Annotated in this window: 17 protein-coding genes; 14 read left to right on the top strand and 3 right to left on the bottom strand. The window is 40.6% G+C overall.

Translation table 11 applies throughout. The annotated features are described in order from the left end of the window. The first annotated feature begins 31 nt into the window (after positions 1 to 31). From rplA to fusA, 7 genes are all read left to right on the top strand, one after another. On the top strand, positions 32 to 736 hold the full coding sequence (rplA, locus tag H7N69_RS04595; protein WP_001085847.1) for a 50S ribosomal protein L1: 705 nt from the start codon (positions 32 to 34) through the stop codon (positions 734 to 736). A 110-nt stretch (positions 737 to 846) separates the two neighbouring features. Further along, complete coding sequence (rplJ, locus tag H7N69_RS04590; protein WP_001171718.1) at positions 847 to 1,341, top strand: 50S ribosomal protein L10; 495 nt, start codon at positions 847 to 849, stop codon at positions 1,339 to 1,341. Between the two features lie 45 nt (positions 1,342 to 1,386). Then, positions 1,387 to 1,764 (top strand): 50S ribosomal protein L7/L12, encoded by a 378-nt coding sequence (gene rplL / locus H7N69_RS04585; protein WP_187884944.1) that lies wholly within the window; start codon positions 1,387 to 1,389, stop codon positions 1,762 to 1,764. A 222-nt stretch (positions 1,765 to 1,986) separates the two neighbouring features. Continuing rightward, positions 1,987 to 10,659: a DNA-directed RNA polymerase subunit beta/beta' gene (locus H7N69_RS04580; RefSeq protein ID WP_187884943.1), complete on the top strand. Its 8,673-nt coding sequence runs from the start codon at positions 1,987 to 1,989 to the stop codon at positions 10,657 to 10,659. Positions 10,660 to 10,747: 88 nt separating this feature from the next. Then, a complete protein-coding gene (gene rpsL / locus H7N69_RS04575; RefSeq protein ID WP_001142321.1) occupies positions 10,748 to 11,155 on the top strand; it encodes a 30S ribosomal protein S12 in 408 nt (135 codons plus the stop codon). A gap of 15 nt (positions 11,156 to 11,170) precedes the next feature. Then, complete coding sequence (gene rpsG / locus H7N69_RS04570) at positions 11,171 to 11,638, top strand: 30S ribosomal protein S7 (RefSeq protein WP_001254355.1); 468 nt, start codon at positions 11,171 to 11,173, stop codon at positions 11,636 to 11,638. A gap of 11 nt (positions 11,639 to 11,649) precedes the next feature. Next, positions 11,650 to 13,728 (top strand): elongation factor G, encoded by a 2,079-nt coding sequence (gene fusA, locus H7N69_RS04565; RefSeq protein ID WP_187884942.1) that lies wholly within the window; start codon positions 11,650 to 11,652, stop codon positions 13,726 to 13,728. Between the two features lie 554 nt (positions 13,729 to 14,282). On the opposite strand, the gene H7N69_RS04560 is transcribed toward fusA, so the two are convergent. After that, positions 14,283 to 15,272, bottom strand: coding sequence for an aldo/keto reductase (locus H7N69_RS04560; RefSeq protein WP_187884964.1), 990 nt, complete (start codon positions 15,270 to 15,272; stop codon positions 14,283 to 14,285). Positions 15,273 to 15,490: 218 nt separating this feature from the next. Here H7N69_RS04560 and H7N69_RS04555 point away from each other — a divergent pair, with 218 nt between their 5' ends. Next, on the top strand, positions 15,491 to 15,829 hold the full coding sequence (locus H7N69_RS04555; RefSeq protein ID WP_187884941.1) for a flagellar protein: 339 nt from the start codon (positions 15,491 to 15,493) through the stop codon (positions 15,827 to 15,829). A gap of 191 nt (positions 15,830 to 16,020) precedes the next feature. Here the strand turns inward: H7N69_RS04555 and waaF are convergent, their stop codons facing one another. After that, a complete protein-coding gene (gene waaF, locus H7N69_RS04550; protein WP_187884940.1) occupies positions 16,021 to 17,070 on the bottom strand; it encodes a lipopolysaccharide heptosyltransferase II in 1,050 nt (349 codons plus the stop codon). Positions 17,071 to 17,131: 61 nt separating this feature from the next. On the opposite strand from waaF, the gene hisS reads away from it, so the two are divergent. From hisS to H7N69_RS04530, 4 genes are all read left to right on the top strand, one after another. Continuing rightward, positions 17,132 to 18,460, top strand: a complete 1,329-nt coding sequence (gene hisS / locus H7N69_RS04545; protein ID WP_187884939.1) for a histidine--tRNA ligase — start codon at positions 17,132 to 17,134, stop codon at positions 18,458 to 18,460. Next, a complete protein-coding gene (gene asd, locus H7N69_RS04540) occupies positions 18,447 to 19,487 on the top strand; it encodes an aspartate-semialdehyde dehydrogenase (RefSeq protein WP_187884938.1) in 1,041 nt (346 codons plus the stop codon). The genes hisS and asd overlap by 14 nt, the downstream gene beginning before the upstream one ends. Positions 19,488 to 19,920: 433 nt before the next feature. Next, on the top strand, positions 19,921 to 21,108 hold the full coding sequence (locus H7N69_RS04535; RefSeq protein WP_187884937.1) for a DUF874 family protein: 1,188 nt from the start codon (positions 19,921 to 19,923) through the stop codon (positions 21,106 to 21,108). Positions 21,109 to 21,363: 255 nt separating this feature from the next. Then, positions 21,364 to 22,413 carry a DUF874 family protein gene (locus H7N69_RS04530; protein WP_187884936.1) on the top strand — a complete coding sequence of 350 codons (1,050 nt, stop codon included), beginning with the start codon at positions 21,364 to 21,366 and terminating at the stop codon, positions 22,411 to 22,413. Between the two features lie 233 nt (positions 22,414 to 22,646). Here the strand turns inward: H7N69_RS04530 and H7N69_RS04525 are convergent, their stop codons facing one another. Then, the gene (locus tag H7N69_RS04525) at positions 22,647 to 23,390 is read right to left on the bottom strand and encodes a carbonic anhydrase (RefSeq protein ID WP_101005553.1); all 744 of its coding nucleotides are present in this window, start codon (positions 23,388 to 23,390) and stop codon (positions 22,647 to 22,649) included. Between the two features lie 272 nt (positions 23,391 to 23,662). On the opposite strand from H7N69_RS04525, the gene H7N69_RS04520 reads away from it, so the two are divergent. Together H7N69_RS04520 and H7N69_RS04515 are read left to right on the top strand one after the other, a co-directional pair. Continuing rightward, positions 23,663 to 24,838 carry a sugar transporter gene (locus H7N69_RS04520; RefSeq protein ID WP_187884935.1) on the top strand — a complete coding sequence of 392 codons (1,176 nt, stop codon included), beginning with the start codon at positions 23,663 to 23,665 and terminating at the stop codon, positions 24,836 to 24,838. A 170-nt stretch (positions 24,839 to 25,008) separates the two neighbouring features. Then, positions 25,009 to 26,388 carry an HP1184 family multidrug efflux MATE transporter gene (locus tag H7N69_RS04515; RefSeq protein WP_187884934.1) on the top strand — a complete coding sequence of 460 codons (1,380 nt, stop codon included), beginning with the start codon at positions 25,009 to 25,011 and terminating at the stop codon, positions 26,386 to 26,388. Positions 26,389 to 26,412 lie beyond the last annotated feature (24 nt).

Here is a 26,412-nt window from a genome sequence, read left to right as displayed (position 1 = left end):
GAATTGAAAGAAATTTTTAAGGATTAGAATCGTGGCAAAAAAAGTATTTAAAAGATTGGAAAAACTTTTTTCTAAAATTCAAAACGATAAAGCGTATGGCGTAGAGCAAGGCGTAGAGGTGGTTAAATCCCTCGCTTCAGCCAAATTTGATGAAACCGTGGAAGTAGCGTTAAGGCTAGGGGTTGATCCAAGGCATGCGGATCAAATGGTGCGCGGTGCGGTGGTGCTTCCTCATGGAACAGGGAAAAAAGTAAGAGTGGCTGTTTTTGCAAAAGACATTAAACAAGATGAAGCCAAGAACGCTGGGGCTGATGTCGTTGGCGGAGACGATTTGGCTGAAGAAATCAAAAACGGCCGTATTGATTTTGACATGGTGATCGCAACGCCTGATATGATGGCGGTTGTCGGTAAAGTGGGTAGGATTTTAGGCCCTAAAGGTTTGATGCCAAACCCTAAAACCGGAACCGTTACGATGGATATTGCTAAAGCGGTTACTAACGCTAAAAGCGGTCAAGTGAATTTCAGGGTGGATAAAAAGGGCAATGTTCATGCCCCTATTGGTAAGGCGAGTTTTCCTGAAGAAAAAATCAAAGAAAACATGCTTGAGTTGGTTAAAACGATCAACCGCCTAAAACCCAGTAGTGCGAAAGGCAAGTATATTAGAAACGCCGCTCTTTCACTCACCATGTCGCCTTCAGTGAGTTTGGACGCACAGGAATTGATGGATATTAAATAGCGTTAGGGGAGTTTTTAATCTTAGGCTGAAGATCGTAAGAGCTAAAAAGCTTAAAATTTCTTTTTTAAAAAGATAATCTTGCAGAGGTCTAGTCTAGAAAGGAGGAAAAGATGCAAAAACAACATCAAAGGCAGCATAAAGTAGAGCTAGTCGCTAACTTAAAATCGCAATTTGCAGATGCCAAAGCCCTTTTAATTTGCGATTATAAGGGTCTTAGCGTGAAAAAGTTGGAAGCTTTAAGGAATAAGGCTCGCAATCAAGGCATTAAAGTGCAAGTGATTAAGAACACTCTCGCTCATATTGCCATGAAAGAGGCCGGCTATTCTGATTTGGATTTGAAAGAAACCAATGTGTTTTTGTGGGGCGGTGATCAAATCGCTCTCTCTAAACTCGTATTTGACTTCCAAAAAGAGCATAAAGATCACTTTGTGTTGAAAGCGGGCTTGTTTGATAAAGAAAGCGTTAGCGTAGCTCATGTGGAAGCGGTTTCAAAACTCCCAAGCAAAGAAGAGCTTATGGGAATGTTGCTTTCTGTTTGGACGGCTCCGGCGCGTTATTTTGTGACCGGTTTAGACAATTTGCGTAAAGCGAAAGAAGAAAACTAAGAGCCTATGATGGCTTTAATTTAAAAAAATTTGAAGGATTGGATTATGGCAATTTCAAAAGAAGAAGTGTTAGAGTATATTGGTTCATTGAGCGTTTTAGAGCTTTCTGAATTGGTTAAAATGTTTGAGGAAAAATTTAGCGTGAGCGCGACTCCAACGGTCGTAGCGGGTGCGGCTGTAGCTGGCGGTGCAGCGGCTGAGAGCGAAGAAAAAACCGAATTTAATGTGATTTTGGCTGATAGCGGTGCTGAAAAAATCAAGGTGATTAAAGTGGTTCGCGAAATCACTGGGCTTGGCCTGAAAGAAGCTAAAGACGCTACTGAAAAAACCCCTCATGTGCTTAAAGAGGGCGTGAATAAAGAAGAAGCTGAAACCATCAAGAAGAAACTTGAAGAAGTAGGCGCTAAGGTTGAAGTCAAGTAAGACTTAAAAACAGAAAGGCCTTTGCGCCTTTCTCTGCTCTAGTGTGGCAGATGATTTTGCTCCATGATTTTGTTTGTGAGCGTGTGGCCTAAAGTGGTTAGTATTGCAGGTGGGTTTTGGTATTTTTATCATGGATGGTTTTAAAGTTTAAAGATCCTTTTGCAATGCTTACTTGAATTAATGCATTAAATAACTCAAAATTTTTGATCAAAGGCTTGAAATATGTCAAAAAAAATTCCCCTAAAAAACCGCTTGAGAGCTGATTTTACAAAAACCCCGACAGATTTAGAAGTTCCTAATTTATTATTATTACAACGAGACAGCTATGATTCTTTCTTGTATTCTAAAGAGGGTAAAGAGAGTGGGATTGAAAAGGTTTTTAAATCCATTTTCCCTATCCAAGATGAGCATAACCGCATCACTTTAGAATACGCGGGTTGCGAATTTGGCAAGTCTAAATACACTGTTAGAGAAGCGATGGAGAGGGGCATTACCTACTCTATCCCTCTCAAAATTAAAGTGCGCTTGATCTTGTGGGAAAAAGATACCAAAAGTGGCAAAAAGAACGGTATCAAAGATATTAAAGAACAAAGCATTTTCATTCGTGAGATCCCTTTGATGACAGAACGCACTTCATTTATTATCAATGGGGTGGAGCGCGTGGTGGTCAATCAGCTCCACAGAAGCCCCGGTGTGATTTTCAAAGAAGAAGAATCTAGCACTTCTTTAAACAAGCTCATTTACACAGGGCAAATCATCCCTGATAGGGGTTCGTGGCTGTATTTTGAATACGATTCTAAAGATGTTTTGTATGCTCGTATCAACAAACGCCGTAAGGTGCCTGTTACCATTTTATTCAGGGCGATGGATTATCAAAAACAAGACATTATTAAAATGTTCTACCCGCTTGTGAAAGTGCGTTATGAAAACGATAAATATTTGATCCCATTTGCTTCATTAGACGCCAATCAAAGAATGGAATTTGACTTGAAAGATCCTCAAGGCAAGGTTATTCTTTTAGCAGGAAAAAAGCTCACTTCAAGAAAGATTAAAGAGCTTAAAGAAAACCATCTAGAATGGGTGGAATACCCTATGGATATTTTACTCAATCGTCATTTAGCTGAGCCTGTTATGGTGGGGAAAGAAGTCTTATTGGACATGCTCACTCAGCTAGATAAAAACAAATTAGAAAAAATCCACGATTTAGGCGTGCAAGAATTTGTGATCATCAACGATCTAGCGTTAGGGCATGACGCTTCCATTATCCATTCTTTTTTGGCCGATTATGAGTCTTTGAAATTGCTCAAGCAAACGGAAAAAATTGATGATGAAAACGCTCTAGCAGCGATTCGTATCCATAAGGTTATGAAACCAGGCGATCCTGTTACGACTGAAGTGGCTAAGCAATTTGTCAAAAAACTTTTCTTTGATCCTGAACGCTATGATTTGACCATGGTGGGGCGCATGAAAATGAATCACAAGTTAGGCTTGCATGTGCCTGATTACATCACGACTTTAACGCATGAAGATATTATCACCACCGTTAAATACCTCATGAAAATCAAAAACAATCAGGGCAAGATTGATGATAGGGATCACTTGGGCAATCGTAGGATCAGAGCGGTAGGGGAACTATTGGCCAATGAATTGCATTCAGGCTTAGTGAAAATGCAAAAGACCATTAAAGACAAGCTCACTACCATGAGCGGGGCTTTTGATTCGCTCATGCCCCATGACTTGGTTAATTCTAAAATGATCACCAGCACCATCATGGAATTTTTCATGGGTGGCCAGCTCTCGCAATTTATGGATCAGACTAACCCCTTGAGTGAGGTTACGCACAAACGACGCCTTTCAGCGCTCGGTGAAGGGGGATTGGTGAAAGACAGGGTAGGGTTTGAAGCTAGGGATGTGCACCCCACGCATTATGGCCGAATTTGTCCCATTGAGACCCCAGAAGGTCAAAATATCGGTCTGATCAACACCCTTTCCACTTTCACGAGAGTGAATGATTTAGGCTTTATTGAAGCCCCTTATAAAAAGGTTGTGGATGGCAAGGTAGTGGGCGAGACGATTTATTTGACCGCTATTCAAGAAGACAGCCACATCATCGCTCCCGCAAGCACCCCCATTGATGAAGAGGGTAATATTTTAGGCGATTTGATTGAAACGCGCGTGGAAGGCGAGATTGTTTTAAACGAAAAAAGCAAAGTTACCTTAATGGATTTAAGCTCTAGCATGCTAGTAGGGGTCGCCGCATCGCTCATTCCTTTCTTAGAGCATGATGACGCCAACCGTGCCTTAATGGGGACTAACATGCAGCGCCAAGCCGTGCCTTTGTTAAGAAGCGACGCTCCCATTGTAGGCACAGGGATTGAAAAAATTATCGCTAGGGATTCTTGGGGAGCGATCAAAGCCAATCGTGCAGGCGTTGTAGAAAAAATTGATTCTAAAAACATTTATATTTTAGGCGAAGGCAAAGAAGAAGCCTATATTGATGCGTATTCTTTGCAAAAAAACTTGCGCACCAACCAAAACACCAGTTTCAATCAAGTCCCTATCGTTAAAGTGGGCGATAAAGTGGGAGCCGGGCAAATCATCGCTGATGGCCCTAGCATGGATAGGGGCGAGTTAGCGTTAGGGAAAAATGTGCGCGTCGCGTTCATGCCTTGGAATGGCTACAATTTTGAAGACGCGATCGTGGTGAGTGAGTGCATCACTAAAGACGATGTTTTCACTTCCACCCACATTTATGAAAAAGAAGTGGACGCTAGGGAACTTAAGCATGGCGTGGAAGAATTTACCGCTGATATTCCTGATGTGAAAGAAGAAGCGCTCGCTCATCTTGATGAAAGCGGGATCGTTAAAGTCGGCACTTATGTGAGCGCTGGCATGATTTTAGTGGGCAAGACTTCCCCTAAAGGCGAGATTAAAAGCACGCCTGAAGAGCGGCTCTTAAGGGCGATTTTTGGAGATAAAGCCGGTCATGTGGTCAATAAGAGTTTGTATTGCCCCCCCAGTTTGGAGGGCACGGTGATTGATGTGAAAGTCTTCACTAAAAAAGGCTATGAGAAAGACGCGCGAGTTTTGAGCGCGTATGAAGAAGAAAAAGCCAAGCTTGATATGGAGCATTTTGACCGCTTGACCATGCTCAATAGAGAAGAATTGTTGCGCGTTAGTTCGCTCCTTTCTCAAGCGATTTTAGAAGAGCCTTTTAGCCATAATGGTAAGGATTATAAAGAAGGCGATCAAATCCCCAAAGAAGAAATCGCTTCAATCAACCGCTTCACTTTGGCTAGTTTAGTCAAAAAGTATTCTAAAGAAGTGCAAAACCACTATGAAATCACTAAAAACAATTTCTTAGAGCAAAAGAAAGTTTTGGGCGAAGAACATGAAGAAAAGCTTTCTATTTTAGAAAAAGATGATATTTTGCCTAATGGCGTGATCAAAAAAGTCAAGCTCTATATCGCTACAAAACGAAAGCTTAAAGTGGGCGATAAAATGGCAGGAAGGCATGGGAATAAAGGGATTGTGTCTAATATCGTGCCGGTTGCAGATATGCCTTATACCGCTGATGGCGAGCCTGTAGATATTGTCTTAAACCCTTTAGGCGTGCCAAGCCGCATGAACATCGGGCAGATTTTAGAAATGCATTTAGGCTTAGTGGGGAAAGAGTTTGGGAAACAAATCGCTCGCATGCTAGAGGATAAAACCAGAGATTTTGCCAAAGAATTGCGCGCTAAAATGCTAGAAATCGCTAACGCCATTAATGAAAAAGACCCCTTGACAATCCATGTTCTTGAGAATTGCTCTGATGAAGAGCTTTTGGAATACGCTAAAGATTGGAGCAAGGGCGTTAAGATGGCTATCCCTGTGTTTGAAGGTATCTCGCAAGAAAAATTTTATAAGCTATTTGAATTAGCCAAGATCGCTATGGATGGCAAAATGGATCTGTATGACGGGCGCACAGGCGAGAAAATGAGGGAACGCGTGAATGTGGGCTATATGTATATGATCAAACTCCACCACTTAGTGGATGAAAAAGTCCATGCCAGAAGCACAGGTCCTTATAGCCTAGTAACGCACCAGCCTGTTGGGGGTAAAGCGCTCTTTGGGGGTCAAAGGTTTGGGGAAATGGAAGTGTGGGCACTAGAAGCTTATGGCGCAGCGCACACTCTCAAAGAAATGCTTACCATTAAATCCGATGATATTAGAGGCAGAGAGAACGCTTATAGGGCTATCGCTAAAGGTGAGCAAGTGGGCGAGAGCGAAATCCCTGAGACTTTCTATGTCTTGACTAAAGAATTGCAATCGCTCGCTTTGGATATTAATATTTTTGGGGACGATGTGGATGAAGACGGAGCACCTAAACCCATTGTCATTAAAGAAGATGACAGGCCTAAAGACTTTAGCTCTTTCCAGCTCACTCTAGCCAGCCCTGAAAAAATCCATTCTTGGAGCTATGGGGAAGTTAAAAAGCCAGAAACGATCAATTATCGCACCTTAAAACCTGAACGAGACGGCTTGTTCTGCATGAAAATCTTTGGCCCTACTAAAGATTATGAATGCTTGTGTGGTAAATACAAAAAACCTCGCTTCAAAGACATTGGCACATGCGAAAAATGCGGCGTAGCGATCACGCACTCCAAAGTCAGGCGTTTCAGAATGGGGCATATTGAATTGGCCACTCCTGTAGCGCATATCTGGTATGTCAATTCCTTGCCTAGCCGTATCGGCACGCTTTTAGGCGTTAAGATGAAAGACTTAGAGCGCGTGTTGTATTATGAAGCTTATATCGTTAAAGAGCCAGGCGAAGCCGCTTATGACAATGAAGGCACTAAGCTTGTGATGAAATACGATATTTTGAATGAAGAGCAGTATCAAAATATCTCACGAAGATACGAAGATAGGGGTTTTGTAGCGCAAATGGGTGGCGAAGCGATCAAGGATTTGCTAGAAGAAATTGATTTGATCACCTTATTACAGAGTTTGAAAGAAGAAGTGAAAGACACCAATTCTGATGCGAAAAAGAAAAAACTCATTAAGCGTTTGAAAGTGGTAGAAAGCTTTTTAAATTCTGGTAACAGGCCTGAATGGATGATGCTCACGGTTTTACCGGTATTGCCGCCGGATTTAAGGCCTTTAGTCGCGCTAGATGGTGGGAAGTTTGCGGTCAGCGATGTGAATGAATTGTATCGTCGTGTCATCAATCGTAACCAACGCTTGAAACGCCTAATGGAGCTTGGGGCGCCAGAAATCATTGTTCGCAATGAAAAAAGGATGTTGCAAGAAGCCGTGGATGTGCTTTTTGATAACGGCCGCAGCACCAATGCGGTTAAAGGGGCTAACAAACGCCCTTTAAAATCACTCAGCGAGATCATTAAAGGCAAGCAAGGGCGTTTCAGGCAAAACCTTTTAGGTAAGCGCGTGGATTTTTCAGGCAGAAGCGTGATTGTGGTTGGGCCTAACCTTAAAATGGATGAATGCGGGTTGCCTAAAAACATGGCGTTAGAACTCTTCAAACCGCATTTGTTATCCAAGCTTGAAGAGAGAGGCTATGCCACCACGCTCAAACAGGCTAAACGCATGATTGAGCAAAAGAGCAATGAAGTGTGGGAGTGCTTGCAAGAAATCACAGAGGGGTATCCGGTGCTACTCAACCGCGCTCCTACCTTGCACAAGCAATCCATTCAAGCGTTCCATCCAAAGCTGATTGATGGCAAAGCGATCCAATTGCACCCGTTAGTGTGTTCAGCGTTCAACGCCGATTTTGACGGGGACCAAATGGCGGTGCATGTGCCTTTAAGCCAGGAAGCGATCGCTGAATGCAAGGTGCTGATGTTAAGCTCTATGAATATCCTTTTGCCCGCTAGCGGTAAAGCCGTAGCCATTCCTAGCCAGGATATGGTTTTAGGGCTATATTATCTTTCTTTAGAAAAGAGTGGGGTCAAGGGTGAACATAAGCTTTTTTCTAGCGTGAATGAAATCATCACCGCTATTGACACGAAAGAATTAGACATCCACGCAAAGATTAGGGTTTTAGATCAAGGGAATATTATCGCTACGAGCGCGGGGCGCATGATCATTAAGTCCATTTTGCCTGATTTTATCCCTACGGATTTGTGGAACAGACCCATGAAGAAAAAAGATATTGGCGTGCTTGTGGATTATGTGCATAAAGTCGGCGGTATCGGCATTACTGCAACCTTTTTGGATAATTTAAAAACGCTTGGCTTTAGGTATGCGACTAAGGCTGGTATTTCTATCTCTATGGAAGATATTATCACGCCAAAAGACAAGCAAAAAATGGTGGAAAAAGCCAAAGTAGAGGTTAAAAAAATCCAGCAACAATACGATCAAGGGTTGCTCACTGACCAAGAGCGTTACAATAAAATCATTGACACTTGGACTGAAGTCAATGACAGAATGAGTAAAGAAATGATGAGCGCTATCGCACAAGATAAAGAGGGCTTTAACTCTATTTATATGATGGCGGATAGCGGCGCAAGGGGGAGCGCGGCGCAAATCCGTCAGCTTTCAGCGATGAGGGGGCTTATGACAAAGCCGGATGGCAGTATCATTGAAACGCCCATTATTTCTAACTTTAAAGAGGGGTTGAATGTCTTAGAATACTTTAACTCCACCCATGGCGCTAGAAAGGGCTTAGCGGATACGGCACTAAAAACCGCCAATGCGGGGTATTTGACAAGAAAACTCATTGACGTTTCGCAAAATGTCAAGGTGGTGTCTGATGATTGCGGCACGCATGAAGGGATTGAAATCACGGATATTGCGGTGGGGAGCGAGCTGATTGAGCCTTTAGAAGAGCGTATTTTCGGGCGCGTTTTATTAGAAGATGTGATCGATCCCATTACCAATGAAATCTTGCTTTATGCGGACACTTTGATTGATGAAGAGGGCGCTAAAAAGGTGGTTGAAGCCGGGATTAAATCCATTACGATCCGCACCCCAGTAACTTGTAAAGCGCCAAAGGGCGTGTGCGCGAAATGCTATGGCTTGAATTTAGGCGAAGGCAAGATGAGTTATCCGGGTGAAGCGGTGGGCGTGGTAGCCGCGCAATCTATCGGGGAGCCTGGAACGCAGCTCACTTTAAGGACTTTCCATGTGGGCGGGACAGCGAGCAGGAGTCAGGATGAGCGCGAAATCGTGGCGAGCAAAGAAGGTTTTGTGCGCTTCTATAACCTTAGGACTTACACGAATAAAGAGGGTAAAAACATTATCGCCAACCGCCGTAACGCTTCTATTTTAGTGGTAGAGCCTAAGATTAAAGCGCCTTTTGATGGGGAATTACGCATTGAAACGGTCTATGAAGAAGTCGTTGTGAGCGTGAAAAATGGCGATCAAGAAGCTAAATTCGTTTTAAGAAGAAGCGATATTGTCAAGCCAAGCGAATTAGCCGGCGTTGGCGGTAAGATTGAGGGGAAAGTGTATTTGCCTTACGCTAACGGGCATAAGGTGCATAAAGGGGGAAGTATCGCTGATATTATCCAAGAGGGCTGGAATGTGCCTAATCGTATCCCTTATGCGAGCGAATTGCTAGTCAAGGATAACGACCCTATCGCGCAAGATGTGTATGCCAAAGAAAAAGGCGTGATCAAATACTATGTTTTAGAGGCCAATCATTTAGAGCGCACACATGGGATCAAAAAGGGCGATATTGTGAGCGAAAAAGGCTTGTTTGCGGTGGTAGCTGATGATAATGGCAGGGAAGCCGCTCGCCATTATATCGCTAGGGGTTCTGAGATTTTAATTGATGATAATAGTGAAGTGAGCGCTAATAGCCTTATTTCTAAACCCACGACTAACACTTTCAAAACGATTGCCACATGGGATCCTTACAACACCCCTATCATTGCGGACTTTAAGGGCAAGGTGAGTTTTGTGGATATTATCGCAGGGGTTACGGTCGCTGAAAAAGAAGACGAAAATACCGGTATCACAAGCCTAGTGGTGAATGATTACATTCCAAGCGGGTATAAACCAAGCTTGTTTTTAGAGGGGGCTAATGGCGAAGAAGTGCGTTATTTCCTAGAGCCAAAAACTTCTATCGCTATTAGCGATGGCTCTAGCGTGGAGCAGGCTGAAGTGTTAGCGAAAATCCCTAAAGCGACCGTTAAATCCAGGGATATTACCGGGGGTCTCCCAAGGGTTTCTGAACTCTTTGAAGCGAGAAAACCTAAACCTAAAGACGTGGCGATCCTTTCTGAGGTTGATGGGATTGTGAGTTTTGGTAAATCTATCCGCAATAAAGAACACATCATCGTAACTTCCAAAGATGGTCGTCTCACAGATTATTTTGTGGATAAGGGCAAGCAAATTTTAGTGCATGCCGATGAATTTGTGCATGCGGGAGAGGCGATGACGGATGGAGTAATTTCAAGCCATGATATTTTAAGGATCAGCGGCGAAAAAGAGCTTTATAAATACATTGTGAGCGAGGTCCAACAAGTGTATCGCAGGCAGGGGGTAAGCATTGCGGACAAACACATTGAAATCATTGTGTCTCAAATGTTAAGGCAAGTGCGCATCTTAGACAGTGGGGATAGCAAGTTTATTGAAGGGGATTTAGTCAGTAAAAAACTCTTCAAAGAAGAAAACGCTCGTGTGATCGCTTTAAAAGGTGAGCCAGCGATTGCTGAACCGGTGCTTTTAGGGATCACCAGAGCGGCTATCGGGAGCGATAGCATCATTTCAGCGGCCTCTTTCCAAGAAACGACTAAAGTTTTAACAGAAGCCAGTATCGCTATGAAAAAAGACTTTTTGGAAGACTTGAAAGAAAATGTGGTGTTAGGAAGGATGATTCCTGTGGGAACGGGCATGTATAAAAATAAAAAAATCGTGCTGAGAGCGCTTGAGGATAACTCTAAATTTTGATATAAAAAATCGGTTAAGATTTTTAAAAGAAAAATTAGGGTAAAATGGGGGAACTTTTAGTTTTAAATTTTTAGAATAAGGAAAAATAGTGCCTACTATCAATCAGTTGATTAGAAAAGAAAGGAAAAAGGTGGTTAAAAAAACGAAATCACCTGCATTAGTGGAATGCCCTCAAAGAAGAGGGGTTTGTACTAGGGTTTATACGACTACCCCTAAAAAGCCTAACTCGGCTTTAAGAAAGGTCGCTAAGGTCCGTTTGACCAGTAAATTTGAAGTGATCAGTTATATCCCTGGTGAAGGGCATAACTTGCAAGAACACTCCATTGTGTTAGTGCGCGGGGGTAGGGTTAAGGATTTACCCGGTGTGAAATACCACATCGTTCGTGGTGCTTTAGACACTGCAGGGGTCAATAAAAGAACGGTTTCACGCTCTAAATACGGGACTAAAAAAGCTAAAGCGACCGACAAGAAAGCAACAGACAACAAGAAAAAATAAGAGGAAAACAAAAACATGAGAAGAAGAAAAGCACCCGTTAGGGAGGTTTTGGGCGATCCTGTTTATGGGAACAAAGTGGTTACTAAGTTTATCAATAAGATGATGTTCGACGGTAAGAAAAGCGTAGCGGAAAAAATCATCTACAAAGCTTTTAATAAGATTGAAGAAAAAAGCGGTGAAAAAGGGATTGAAGTGTTTGAAAAAGCCCTAGAAAGAGTGCGTCCTTTAGTGGAAGTGCGCAGCAGAAGAGTGGGCGGAGCTACCTATCAAGTGCCGGTAGAAGTGAGGGCGAGCCGCCAGCAGTCGCTATCTATCCGTTGGATTTTAGAAGCGACCAGAAAACGCAATGAAAGAATGATGGTGGATAGACTGGCTAACGAACTTATGGATGCGGCTAACGATAAGGGTGCGGCTTTTAAGAAAAAAGAAGATGTGCATAAAATGGCAGAAGCGAATAAAGCGTTCGCACACTATCGTTGGTAATTGGAGTTAGAATGGCTAGAAAAACCCCATTAAACAGGATCAGAAATATCGGTATCGCCGCTCACATTGATGCCGGGAAAACCACCACTTCTGAAAGGATTTTATTCTATACAGGCGTGAGCCATAAGATTGGCGAAGTGCATGACGGTGCGGCGACAATGGATTGGATGGAGCAAGAAAAAGAAAGAGGGATCACGATCACTTCTGCGGCAACGACTTGCTTTTGGAAGGATCACCAAATCAATTTGATTGACACCCCAGGGCATGTGGATTTCACTATTGAAGTGGAGCGATCCATGCGCGTGCTAGATGGCACGGTTTCGGTGTTTTGCTCGGTGGGTGGCGTGCAGCCTCAAAGCGAGACCGTGTGGCGTCAAGCGAATAAATACGGCGTGCCTAGGATTGTTTTTGTCAATAAAATGGATAGGATTGGGGCGAATTTCTATAATGTAGAAAATCAGATCAAGCAACGCTTGAAAGCTAATCCTGTGCCTATTAATATCCCTATTGGGGCTGAAGACACTTTCATTGGCGTGATTGATTTAGTCCAAATGAAAGCGATTGTTTGGAATAATGAAACCATGGGGGCCAAATACGATGTGGAAGAAATCCCTAGCGATTTGTTAGAAAAGGCTAAACAATACCGAGAAAAGCTTGTAGAAGCCGTAGCCGAGCAAGATGAAGCCTTAATGGAAAAGTATTTGGGCGGTGAGGAATTAAGCGTTGAAGAAATCAAAAAAGGCATTAAAACAGGTTGTTTGAACATGAGCCTTGTCCCTATGCTTTGTGGTTCTTCTTTTAAAAATAAAGGCGTGCAGACTTTATTAGATGCGGTGATTGATTACTTGCCAGCACCCACAGAGGTTGTGGATATTAGGGGGATTGATCCAAAAACCGAAGAAGAAGTTTTTGTGAAATCCAGCGATGATGGCGAGTTTGCCGGTTTGGCGTTTAAAATCATGACGGATCCTTTTGTGGGCCAACTCACTTTTGTGCGCGTGTATCGCGGCAAGCTAGAGTCCGGTAGCTATGTGTATAACTCCACCAAAGACAAAAAAGAGCGTGTGGGAAGACTGCTTAAAATGCACTCCAACAAGAGAGAAGACATTAAAGAAGTTTATGCGGGTGAGATTTGCGCGTTTGTGGGCTTAAAAGACACGCTGACTGGGGATACGCTTTGCGATGAAAAGAATGCGGTCGTTTTAGAGAGGATGGAATTTCCTGAGCCGGTCATTCACATCGCTGTGGAGCCTAAAACGAAAGCAGACCAGGAAAAAATGGGCGTAGCGTTAGGCAAGCTCGCTGAAGAAGATCCAAGCTTTAGGGTGATGACTCAAGAAGAAACCGGGCAAACCCTCATTGGCGGCATGGGTGAATTGCACCTAGAAATCATCGTGGATAGGTTGAAAAGAGAATTTAAGGTGGAGGCTGAAATCGGTCAGCCGCAAGTCGCCTTTAGAGAGACTATCCGCTCAGGCGTGAGCAAAGAGCATAAATACGCTAAGCAAAGCGGTGGTCGTGGGCAATACGGGCATGTGTTTATCAAGCTTGAGCCTAAAGAGCCTGGCAGTGGGTATGAATTTGTGAATGAAATTTCTGGGGGCGTGATCCCTAAAGAATATATCCCTGCAGTGGATAAGGGTATCCAAGAAGCGATGCAAAATGGCGTTTTGGCGGGCTATCCGGTGGTGGATTTTAAAGTTACCCTTTATGATGGGAGCTACCATGATGTGGATTCTTCGGAAATGGCGTTTAAAATCGCTGGCTCTATGGCGTTTAAAGAAGCGAGTCGCGCGGCTAACCCGGTTTTACTAGAGCCTATGATGAAAGTGGAAGTGGAAGTCCCTGAAGAATACATGGGCGATGTGATTGGCGATTTGAATAGAAGAAGAGGGCAAATCAATTCTATGGACGACCGATTAGGCTTGAAAATTGTGAATGCTTTTGTGCCGTTGGTGGAAATGTTTGGTTATTCTACGGATTTACGATCAGCCACTCAAGGGCGTGGGACTTACTCCATGGAGTTTGATCATTATGGCGAAGTGCCTAGCAATATCGCTAAGGAAATTGTAGAAAAGCGCAAAGGCTGATTTGATTATAACGCTCTCTTGTGAGAGGGTGTTATAGGTGCTATTTAAACTTTTTCTCTTTTGGATTTAAAAAGACTTTTTGAGGGTTTTTATCCCTTTTTATCTCTCTAATTACCTTTTTTGCTATAAAATTATTTTTTGACTCTATTCTTGTCAAACAGGAGTAACTAATATTTTTTAATTTTTTAAAAAATGGGGTTTTGGTTGCTTTGTTTAATCGCTTTAGATTTTATTTCATGGTGGAATTCGTTTTCTTAAGGGGTTAGGGGGTGTTTTGTAGCAATGCTCTTTAAAAATCCCCTAATTCATAGACCGCCTTACAAGAAATTCCGCTTGACTAACGACAAGCTCTTTTGTATTCAATCTTAAAAAACGCTTTTTGGTATTTTTCAAATTTTTATAATCAATTTTTTATTAAAACAAAGCCTTTTAAAACAAAGCCTTGTTAAAATGCCTTAAAAAGTTTGTCAGGGGGATAAAAACACACTGACAAACAGAAAATAACGCTCAATCTCTTTTAAAAGAGCCAATGCAATTATAAATACCCAATACTTTTATTGATTCACCATTTCATTGATTCTTTCAGGGTAGCGGGCCCCTTCTATTTTGATTGCAGTCAATTCTTTTTGGAAAATCTCCAATTCTTTTTGACTCCAAGAAACCTGCAAAGCCCCTATATTTTCTATGAGCCTGGATTCTTTGGTGGTGCCAAAGAGAGGGACAATGATTTTTTGCGTGTGCAAAATCCATGAGAGAGCCAGTTGGGCTGGTGTAACGCCTTTAGCGTGTGCATGATCTTGGATTAATTCCACCAAGGCGTAATTTTTGGCTAGATTTTCTTGATTAAACCTAGGAGAAACGCTTCTAAAATCCTCACTAGCGAAGGTGGCATTTTTCTCAAATTTCGCGCCTAAAAACCCCTTACCCAAAGGCGAAAAAGCGACAAAGCCAATTTTTTCTTTTTCTAAAAAACCTAAAATCTCTTTTTCAGGTTCGCGCCACCACAAGGAATATTCGCTCTGCAACGCGCTTAAAGGGCAAATTTTATGGGCTTTTTGGATGCTAGATAACCCTGCCTCACTCATCCCCCAAGCTTTAATTTTTCCTTCTTTAATAAGAGCTTGCATAACTTCTGCCACTTCTTCTATGGGCGTGTTAGTATCCATGCGGTGTTGGTAGTATAAATCAATGCATTCTACTTTTAAGCGTTTCAAACTCCCTTCAATGGCACTCTTAATGCGGTTAGGACTGGAGTCTAAAAACATGGTTGCGTATTTGTCATTAGGATCTGCGTAGTAAATCCCAAACTTGCTCGCTACCACAACCTTGTCTTTAAAAGGCTTGATCGCTTCGCCTAAAAGCTTTTCATTATCTTCCCCATAAGCCTCTGCAGTGTCAAAAAAGTTAATACCCAATTCCAAAGCCTTATGGATAAGTTTAACCATCTGCTTTTTATCATGGACTTCCCCATACCCATAAGTCATGCCCATGCACCCTAGAGCTAATGCGCCCACTTTTAAAGGGCCTAAATGACGCTGTTGTATACAAACTCCTTGATTTCATATTGTTTTTTTAATAATAACCGCAATCTTAATTTTTGTCAAACTTTCTAAAACCAAAGATAATTTATCAAGTTTTTTGTATTATAGTTTTTTTAAGGTAGCAAAACCACCAAACCAATCAAAAATTTTATTGGTTTCTATTCGTTTACTTTTGAGAAATATAATTCTCTCGCTTTTAAGATCATCACAAGGAGTTTCGTATGAAAAAGCAAATCTTGACAGGTGTTTTATTATCAGTTTTGGCAGTGAGTTCTGCATACGCTCAAAACGACAAAAAAGATGCTAAAAAACCTAAATTTAGCACAGAATTAGTCGTGGCTCAAAACGACAAAAAAGACGCTAAAAAACCTAAATTTAGCACAGAATTAGTCGTGGCTCAAAACGACAAAAAAGATGCTAAAAAACCTAAATTTAGCACAGAATTAGTCGTGGCTCAAAACGACAAAAAAGACGCTAAAAAACCTAAATTTAGCACAGAATTAGTCGTGGCTCACAAAGATAAAAAAGACGCTAAAAAACCTAAAAACTCAGTGGCCTAATGGCTTTGACTCTAAAAAGCGTTTTTAAAAACGCTTTTTTGGATATTATCCTATAATTTCCTACCATTTTTTAAAACCTTTGATGGGATTTATCGCTCTTCTCACGCCTTTAAAAATAAAGTTTAAATCTTTTATATACACAGAGTTTTATCAATATGGTTGCGTTTTTAAAAAAAGCCCATGAAGGGCGTTTAAGACTCTTCTAAAAGAGCGTGAGCGGCTTCTAGGACTTCAAGGGGCGTGATAGATTTCATGCACAAATGGTTTTTTTCATTCTTTAAAGGGCAAACTCGCTTTTTACAAGGTGCACAGCTTAAATGGTGGTTCAATACGATCGCTTTTTGAGCTTTATAGGGGCTAGTCTCTTTTTCATCAGTGGGGCCAAAAAGAGCGATTAAGGGGGTTTGCGCGCTAGCAGCCACATGCATAGGGCCGCTATCGTTAGTGATGAATAAATCTAAAACAGCGATGCGTTGTATCAATTCTTCAATGCTTGTTTTCCCGCACAGATTGTAAGCGTTATTGAATGATAAAGGGTTTTTTAATAAGCCTTTGATGAGTTTTAAGATTTCTTCAGAAACGATACTGTCTTCTTTAGCCCCAAAAAAATAAATTTCATGCCCTTCTTCTAACAAAGCAGCCGCAACTTCAGCGTAATAAGAAGCCGGCCATCTTTTAGCGCTCCCATAGCTTGCGCTAGGGTTAAAGCCGATTTTTTTAGGGGTGTTTGGGGTGTGAGTGGGGAGGTTAAAAGCCAATTTTAAGGGTAAAACGCTTTTTTTATCCAATTCTTTTTCTAAAAATTGCGAAAATAAAAAGCAATACTTTTCCACTTGATGATACTCTTTAGGGGCAGCAGTTACCGCATGGCTTAGGAAAAAAGAACGAAAAAATTGAGCAAAACCGATGCGAACGGGCGTTTTTGTCGCATAGAGCAAAAAAGCGGAATAAAAATGGTTGTTTAATGCGATCGCTATATCGCAACGCCCTATTTTTTGAGCGAGTTTGTAAGTGGCTAGCAGCCTGAAAAAGGATTTTTTGGTGTCGTCTGTAAAAACGGCTTCTATTTTTTCGTCTTTTTTGAAAAGTTCGCAAGTGATTTGTGGACCCACTAAGACAAAATGCGCGTTAGGGTAGTGGTGTTTAAGGGTGTAAAAAAGCGAGCTTGCCATCACCCCATCGCCTAGCCAATTAGGCAAACGCAATAAAATACGCATGCGTTTGGGCGCATTTACGCTCATCAATAGCCCTTTTTTAAAGATTTTAAGCTAAAATTTTAGCATACAAATACAAGGAAATGGAATGATTACCCCTAAAGTGTTGAGCGGGTTTAAAGACCGCTTGCCTAAAGATGCGATACAAAAAGCCCAATTGCTCGCTAAAGTTTCAGTCGTGTTTCAAAGTTTTGGTTTTGTGCCGATTGAAACCCCTCATTTGGAATACGCTGAAGCGCTACTACCTGATGCGAGCAGCGATATTCAAAAAGAAATTTATCGTTTTAAAGACCATGGGGATAGAGATGTGGCTTTAAGGTTTGATTTGACCGTGCCATTAGCCCGCTTTGTCTCTTTGCACCACCAAATATTAGGCATGCCCTTTAAACGCTACGCTATAGGCAATGTCTTTAGGGGCGAAAGGGCGCAAAAAGGGCGTTATAGGGAATTTACGCAATGCGATTTTGATTTTATAGGGAGCGAGAGTTTGGTGTGTGATGCTGAGATCATTCAAGTGATTATCGCTTCCTTAAAAGCTTTGGATTTGGAAGATTTTTGCGTCTCTATCAACCACAGAAAAATTTTGAACGGCATATGCGAATATTTTGGCATTGCTCAAGTGAATGAAGTGCTGCGCATTGTGGATAAATTAGAAAAAATTGGCTTGAATGGGGTTGAAGAGGAATTAAAAAAAGAGTGCGATTTGAATTCAAACACCATTAAAGAGCTTTTAGAAATGGTTCAAATCCAACAAAACGATTTAAGCCATGCGGAATTTTTTGAAAAAATTGCTTATTTGAAAGACTATAATGAAAATCTGAAAAAGGGCATACAGGATTTAGAAAGGCTATACCAGCTGCTAGGGGATTTACAAATTTCTCAAAACCTGTATAAAATTGATTTTTCTATCGCTAGGGGCTTAGGGTATTATACGGGGATTGTGTATGAAACCACGCTTAATGAAATGAAGTCTTTAGGGAGCGTGTGTTCAGGGGGGCGTTATGATCATTTGACTAAAAATTTTTCTAAAGAAAATTTACAAGGAGTGGGGGCTTCTATTGGGATTGATCGATTGATTGTGGCTTTGAGCGAAATGCAATTATTAGACGAGCGCTCCACCCAAGCTAAAGTCTTAATCGCTTGCATGCATGAAGAGTATTTTTCTTACGCCAACCGCTTAGCGGAGTCTTTAAGGCAAAGCGGGATTTTTAGCGAAGTCTATCCAGAAGCTCAAAAAATCAAAAAACCCTTTTCTTATGCCAACCACAAAGGGCATGAGTTTGTGGCTATTATTGGCGAAGAAGAATTTAAAAGCGAAACTTTAAGCTTGAAAAACATGCATTCAGGCATGCAGTTGAATTGTTTGAGTTTTTTAAAAGCCCTTGAAATCATTGGAGAAAACGATGAAGACTTATAATGTCGCTATTGTTGGGGCCAGTGGGGCGGTAGGCCAAGAGCTGATTAAAGGTTTAGAAAATTCTTCTTTCCCGATTAAAAAATTTGTCCCGCTCGCTAGCGCTAGGAGCGCTGGTAAAAAGATTAAAGCTTTCAATAGAGACTATGAAATTTTAGAAACCACGCATGAAGTTTTTGAAAAAGAAGCAATAGACATCGCCTTTTTTAGCGCTGGGGGGAGCGTGAGCGAAGAATTTGCTACAAGTGCTTCAAAAACAACCTTAGTGATTGATAACACGAGCTTTTTTAGATTGCATAAAGATGTGCCTTTAGTCGTGCCTGAAATCAACGCTAAAGAAATTTTTAACGCTCCTTTAAATATCATCGCTAACCCTAATTGCTCCACCATTCAAATGACGCAAATCTTAAACCCCTTACACCTCCATTTTAAGATAAAAAGCGTGATTGTTAGCACCTATCAAGCCGTGAGTGGGGCAGGGAATAAGGGCATAGAGAGTTTGAAAAATGAGCTAAAAACCGCATTAGAGTGTTTGGAAAAAGACCCCGCTATTGATTTAAACCAGGTTTTGCGAGCCGGGGCTTTCGCTTATCCGATCGCTTTCAATGCGATCGCTCATATTGACACTTTTAAGGAGAATGGCTACACGAAAGAAGAGCTAAAAATGGTGCATGAAACCCATAAGATCATGGGCGTGGATTTCCCTATCAGCGCGACTTGCGTGCGCGTGCCGGTATTGAGGAGCCATAGCGAAAGTTTGAGCATCGCTTTTGAAAAAGAATTCGATCTCAAAGAAGTCTATGGAGTTTTAAAAAACGCCCCTAGCGTGGTTGTTTGCGATGATCCTAGCCATAATCTCTACCCCACGCCCCTAAAAGCGAGCAACACGGATAGCGTCTTTATTGGGCGCTTGAGGAAGGATTTGTTTGATAAGAAAACTTTGCATGGCTTTTGCGTGGCGGATCAATTGAGAGTGGGGGCAGCCACCAACGCGCTCAAAATCGCTCTGCATTACATTAAGAACGCTTGAGTTTATTCAAAGATAACAAAGATGAATGCGCATGCACTTGAATTTAAGGATAAGGATCAATCTAACCCAATCTCTAAAAAAGAGCTTTAAGTTACTAGGCTTGCGATGTTAAACAAGGGTGTAATTGAATTTCTCAAGGCTTGATTGAGAGAAATGCTAATATTTGGTAGGTCAAAAGGAATGAAAGGCTTACACTCAAGCAGAGAGTGAATGTTTAGCTAGCGAGTTATTGCCTATTATTCCCTTCAAAAGGGTGTGAGTTTAAGGTATAAGGAAAACTTGTATCAAGTTTTATTGGAATGGATTAGAAAAATCTGATTGGATTGACCCTCACAACTTTTCAAACCAATTGTTTAATAGCGATTAAATATGGCTATATACACTACAATAATAAGATTTTGAAAGGTGAGATTGTTTTTTTGAAAGGATTTAAATGCCTATTATAAGGGTTTTAGTAATGCTTGCAACAATGATGATGAAATTAGTAAAAACGGCAAAAGAAAAGAAAGTTTTTAAGAATGTGGGAATATCTATAATGGGGATTGCTTTTTGGGAGGCGATAAAAGACTCGATAAAAAAACAAATTAAAAAAAGCAATTGGATATGCGGGAATGTTAAGACTGCGGATGATTATTTAAAAACGCATCCTAACTCATGGTTTAATTCAGCAATAGGTGTAACAACGATAACAGCCATGCTTATGAATGTGTGTTTTGCTGATGACCAATCCAAAAAAGAAGTGGCTGAAACTCAAAAGGAAGCTGAAAATGCTAGGGATAGAGCAAACAAGAGTGGGATAGAACTGGAACAAGAACAACAAAAGACAAGCAATATAGAGACTAATAACCAAATAAAAGTAGAACAAGAAAAACAAAAGACAAGCAATATAGAGACTAATAACCAAATAAAAGTAGAACAAGAAAAACAAAAGACAAGCAATATAGAGACTAACAATCAAATAAAAGTAGAACAAGAAAAACAAAAGACAAGCAATATAGAGACTAACAATCAAATAAAAGTAGAACAAGAAAAACAAAAGACAATTAATACACAAAAAGATTTCATTAAATACGCAGAACAAAATTGCCAAGAAAATCATAATCAATTCTTTATTAAAAAAGTAGGAATTAAGGCTGGTATTGGTATAGAAGTAGAAGCTGAATGCAAAACCCCTAAACCCACAAAAACCAATCAAACCCCTATCCAGCCAAAACACCTCCCAAACTCTAAACAACCCCGCTCTCAAAGAGGATCAAAAGCGCAAGAGCTTATAACTTATTTGCAAAAAGAGCTGGAATCTTTGCCCTATTCACAAAAAGCTATCGCTAAACAAGTGGATTTTTACAGGCCAAGTTCTATCGCTTATTTAGAATTAGATCCTAGAGATTTTAACGCTACAGAAGAATGGCAAAAAGAAAATCTAAAAATACGCTCTAAAGCTCAAGCTAAAATGCTTGAAATGAGGAATTTAAAACCAGACCCACAAGCCCACCTTTCAACCTCTCAGAGCCTTTTGCTCGTTCAAAAAATATTTGCTGATGTCAGTAAAGAAATAGAAGCAGCTGCTAATACCGAGAAAAAAGTAGAAAAAGCGGGTTATGGTTATAGTAAAAGGGTATAGGCATAAGAAAACACCATAAAATCGTTTTAGCTTCTAGGAGACATCAATCAGTTTCTTGCCATAGAAAAATCGCTTATTATTATTCCATTTAAAAGGGTGTGAATTTAAGGTATAAGGAAAACTTGTATCAAGTTTTGTTGGAATGGATTAGAAAAATCTGATTGGATTGCCCCTTACAATTTTTCAAACCAATCGTTTAATAACGATTGAATATGACTATATACACTACAACAATAAGATTTTGAAAGGTTGGTAATGGAATCAGTAAAAATAGGAAAAACAAATAAAGTTGGCAAGAACACAGAGATGGCTAACACAAAGACAAATAAAGAGGCTCATTTTAAACAAGCGAGCACCATTACAAATATGATCAGATCAATTAGTGGGTTTTTTACAAAAATTATGAAGAGAGTTAGAGAACTTGTAAAAAAACACCCCAAGAAAAGCAAGGCGGCATTAGTAGTATTGACCCATGTTGCGTGCAAGAAAGCAAAAGAATTGGACGATAAAGTCCAGGATAAATCCAAACAAGCTGAAAAAGAAAATCAAATCAATTGGTGGAAATATTCAGGATTAACAATAGCGACAAGTTTATTATTAGCCGCTTGTAGTGTTGGTGATATTGATAAACAAATAGAGTTGGAACAAGAACAACAGAAGACAGAACAAGAAAGACAAAAGACAGAACAAGAAAAACAAAAGACAGAACAAGAAAAACAAAAGACAATTAATACACAAAAAGATTTCATTAAATACGCAGAACAAAATTGCCAAGAAAATCATAATCAATTCTTTATTAAAAAAGTAGGAATTAAGGCTGGTATTGGTATAGAAGTAGAAGCTGAATGCAAAACCCCTAAACCCACAAAAACCAATCAAACCCCTATCCAGCCAAAACACCTCCCAAACTCTAAACAACCCCGCTCTCAAAGAGGATCAAAAGCGCAAGAGCTTATAACTTATTTGCAAAAAGAGCTGGAATCTTTGCCCTATTCACAAAAAGCTATCGCTAAACAAGTGGATTTTTACAGGCCAAGTTCTATCGCTTATTTAGAATTAGATCCTAGAGATTTTAACGCTACAGAAGAATGGCAAAAAGAAAATCTAAAAATACGCTCTAAAGCTCAAGCTAAAATGCTTGAAATGAGGAATTTAAAACCAGACCCACAAGCCCACCTTTCAACCTCTCAGAGCCTTTTGCTCGTTCAAAAAATATTTGCTGATGTCAGTAAAGAAATAGAAGCAGCTGCTAATACTGAAAAAAAAGTAGAAAAAGCGGGTTATGGTTATAGTAAAAGGATGTAGGCATAAGAAAACACCATAAAATCGTTTTTAGCTTATTTATGGTATTCTAAAAACTCTACGTTACCCAATTAGAACAGAGCTTTTTTAAACTCCTTAGTAGGAATCCCAATCGTCTTTAGCGTTTGAGCGTTTCACAAAATACAAGCGGTTGCAATTTTTATGCGGTGTTTCATGAAGAATGATTTTTATATCCCTCTCTTTATAAAGAGAGGGTTTTTCATTTTAGTGGGTCTTTAGCGGGTCTCAGCTGAGCTTTTAATGATTACGGTGTTGTAGTCAGGCTGGACGGGGCGTTGGTTGGGCGAATTTTTCATGCGTTTTTTGATTTCAGCCAATTGTTTGGCGGAGACTTCCAAAGGCTCTTCTATGACAAACCATGCCACCCCTTCTGTGCAAGGGGGAGCGGTGAGAGAGCCGTTAAAATGGTAGTAATTGATGCTTTTAGGCAAGAAAGCGTCTAAAGCCACCTCCTTAAAATTTTGTTTCTTTTGAATGCCTTCTAAAATAGGATTAAGGTTGGGGTTTTCTTTCCCTTCTTCAAACCCAATCGCTAAGACTAATAAGCGCCCTTTAGCGTCTTTATGCACGAAATGCGCGCTCAAAGGCCTGGTTTTATTATTGATTAAAAACTCCATAGGGGCGTGGAAATGCACATTATCCAGCACATAATCATGCCCTCTATAATTAATATGGTTAGTCGGCTCAAACGAAGCCTTTAAAGTGTGGTGGGTGAAAAAGACCGCTTTAGGTTTGGAAGCGGCGTATTTGAATTGCAAATCGGCTTTATCTTGCGTGTGGTAGTAATGCTCAATATTAATGGGCGATTGGCTTTTACCGCTTTTGCACACTTCAAAATCTTTGTGCAATTTGTCCCAACGGTGCGGGCCGTTTTCTTTATTTTTATAATCCCATTTGGTGTTTTCAGCGCCTATAAGAGAAGTGGCTAACGCTAAAGCGATCAAAAAAGTTTTTTTCATTTTAATTATCCTTTGTTCTAAAATTCTAAAATATTAAAAAGCAATTAATTCTAGCGCCTAATCAATAATGACCGCAGTTACAAAAAATAGATTGGTTAAAAGTTGGAAATGGTTTTAAATTCTGTTTTATATGGTAACAACTCTATTAAATTTTAATGCGCCTATGGAGCGGGAATATTTGTTTTAACCACCCCCAATTTACAAGCGGTTAAAATTTTTGTCTTATACTCCAAGTTTTCAAATGGAATAAAATTTAACCCCTTAAGATTTAAATGATGATAACCAAACAATCGTATCAAAGATTCGCCTTAATGCGGGTTTTTGTGTTTTCGCTTTCGGCGTTTATTTTTAACACCACGGAGTTTGTCCCTGTCGCGCTCTTAACAGACATTGCGAAAAGTTTTGAAATGGAGAGCGCGACAGTGGGGCTTATGATCACTGCTTATGCGTGGGTGGTGTCTCTTGGATCATTGCCCTTGATGTTGCTTAGTGCTAAGATTGAAAGGAAACGCTTACTGCTTTTTCTTTTCGCCCTTTTTATTCTTAGTCATATCCTTTCAGCGTTAGCGTGGAATTTTTGGGTGTTACTCATTTCTCGTATAGGTATCGCTTTTGCCCACTCTATTTTTTGGTCCATCACGGCTTCTTTAGTCATTCGTGTCGCGCCCATTGGCAGGAAACAGCAAGCTTTGGGGTTATTGGCGTTAGGGAGTTCGTTGGCGATGATTTTAGGGTTGCCGCTTGGGAGGATCATTGGGCAAATGCTAGATTGGCGCTCCACTTTTGGCGTGATTGGGGGCGTTGCGACTCTTATAGCGTTGCTGATGTATAAATTGCTCCCGCCTTTGCCGAGTAAAAACGCAGGCACTCTATCTAGCCTTCCTGTATTAGTCAAACGACCGCTTTTAATGGGGATTTATTTGCTTGTGATCATGGTTATCTCTGGGCATTTCACCACTTATAGCTATATTGAGCCTTTTATCATTCAAATCAGCCAATTTTCCCCTGAAGTGGCGACGCTGATGCTGTTTGTGTTTGGGTTAGCAGGCGTGGCAGGGAGTTTTTTATTCGGCCGTTTGTACGCGAAAAATTCAAGAAAATTTATCGCTTTTGCAATGGTTTTAATTATTTGCCCACAATTCTTGCTTTTTGTGTTTAAAAACTCAGAGTGGGTGGTTTTCTTGCAAATTTTCTTATGGGGGATTGGGATCACTTCGCTTGGGATTTCCTTGCAAATGAGGGTGTTGCAGCTCGCGCCCGATGCCACGGATGTTGCGAGCGCGATTTTTTCGGGGAGCTATAATGTGGGGATTGGATCAGGAGCGCTGTTTGGCAGTATTGTGATCCACCAATTAGGGCTAGGGTATATTGGCTTTGTGGGTGGGGCTTTGGGGTTGTTGGCGCTATTTTGGCTTAGATTCATTACGATAAAGTTTAAAAAAACATGAAAGGCGTTAAATGGACCAACCCAATAAAGGAAAATCCCTTTTGCGCTAAAAACCATTTTTTAAACTTTAATGGTGCTGCTTAAATCCAATTGCGCGAATGGGTAGATTGCCTCTCTTTTTATGTTAAAATAAAAGAATTTGTCATGAATTTTAAGCGGTGTGTGGTTTAAATGCTCAAAAAAAAGATTGATTTGCATAAAGATTCTATTAGGAAGCTCTTTTTTTATTACTTCATTCCTTTAGTTTTTTCTATGATCTCACTTTCCACTTACTCTATGGTAGATGGCATGTTTGTGGGCAAAAAACTGGGTAAAGAAGCTATCGCTGCGGTCAATATCGCATGGCCTATTTTTCCAGGGCTTATTGCGTATGAATTGCTTTTTGGTTTTGGGGCAGCGAGCATTGTGGGGTATTTTTTAGGTCAAAATAAAACCCATAGGGCTAGGCTTGTGTTTAGCAGCGTGTTTTATTTTGTCGCTCTAAGCGCCTTTATTTTGAGCATGGCGCTATTGCCTTTTAGCGAAACTATCGCGCGTTTTTTTGGGAGCAATGACGCTTTATTGAGCATGTCCAAACGCTATATTGAAATCATTTTAATGGGCGCGGTTTTTATGGTTTTGCACCCTTTAGCGGATGTCTTTGTGGTGAATGACAAACGCCCCGTTTTAGCGATGGTGGCGATGCTGATTGGCTCGTTAGCGAATATCTTTTTCAACTATTGGTTTATTTTTGTTTTGGAAGTGGGGGTTCAAGGCAGCGCAATAGCCACCGTGATAGGGCATGCGATAGGGGTTTTAGTCTTAATGCAGCATTTTTGGTTTAAAAAAGGGCAATTGTATTTTATCAAACGATTTTCTTTGTCTTCAGTCATTTCTTCAGCCAAAAGCGGCGTGCCTCAAAGCACGGCAGAATTTAGCGCTTCTATTATGATTTTATTGTTTAATACCGCTATCATGCACACGGCTGGGGAAAGGTTTGTAAGCATGTATGGGATCGTTATGTATAATGCGATTATCTTTTTTACGACTTTATTTGCGATTTCTCAAGGCATCCAACCGATCGCGAGCTTTAGCTATGGGGCTAGAAATTTAGAGCGCGTGAAAGAGGTGTTTGTCTTTGGTTTGAAAGCAGCGTTTTGTATAGGGGTTGTTTTCTATGGCGCTTATTATTTCTTAGATGAATTTTTAATCAAGCTTTATTTGCAGCCAAGCGAACAAGACGCGCTCTTTATGCAAGAGACTAAAAGAGCGATGAATATTTATTATGTGGGCTATGTTTTTTTAGGCATGAATTTGTTGTGCGCGGTGTTTTTCCAATCCATCCAACGCACTAAAAGTTCGTTTATTATCACCCTTTCGCACACGCTAGGGTTTATGGTTATTCTATTGCCGATTTTAAGTCATTTTTATGGGATTAATGGCATTTGGGTAACTTACCCTATCGCGCAATTTTTAGCGTTTTTGGTAGCGTTAGGGGTAACTTATTATGAAATCAAAAAAGGGGTTTTCACCACTTATAAAGAGCAAAATCTCGTTATTTTGAAAACTTAATCAATAAATAAGGTAAAATTAAGA

Source organism: Helicobacter pylori (genome assembly GCF_014497725.1).
Taxonomy (GTDB): Bacteria; Campylobacterota; Campylobacteria; order Campylobacterales; family Helicobacteraceae; genus Helicobacter; species Helicobacter pylori_DE.
The sequence above is the reverse complement of the archived record's forward strand: the minus strand, read 5'-3'. Positions and strand labels throughout refer to the sequence as shown.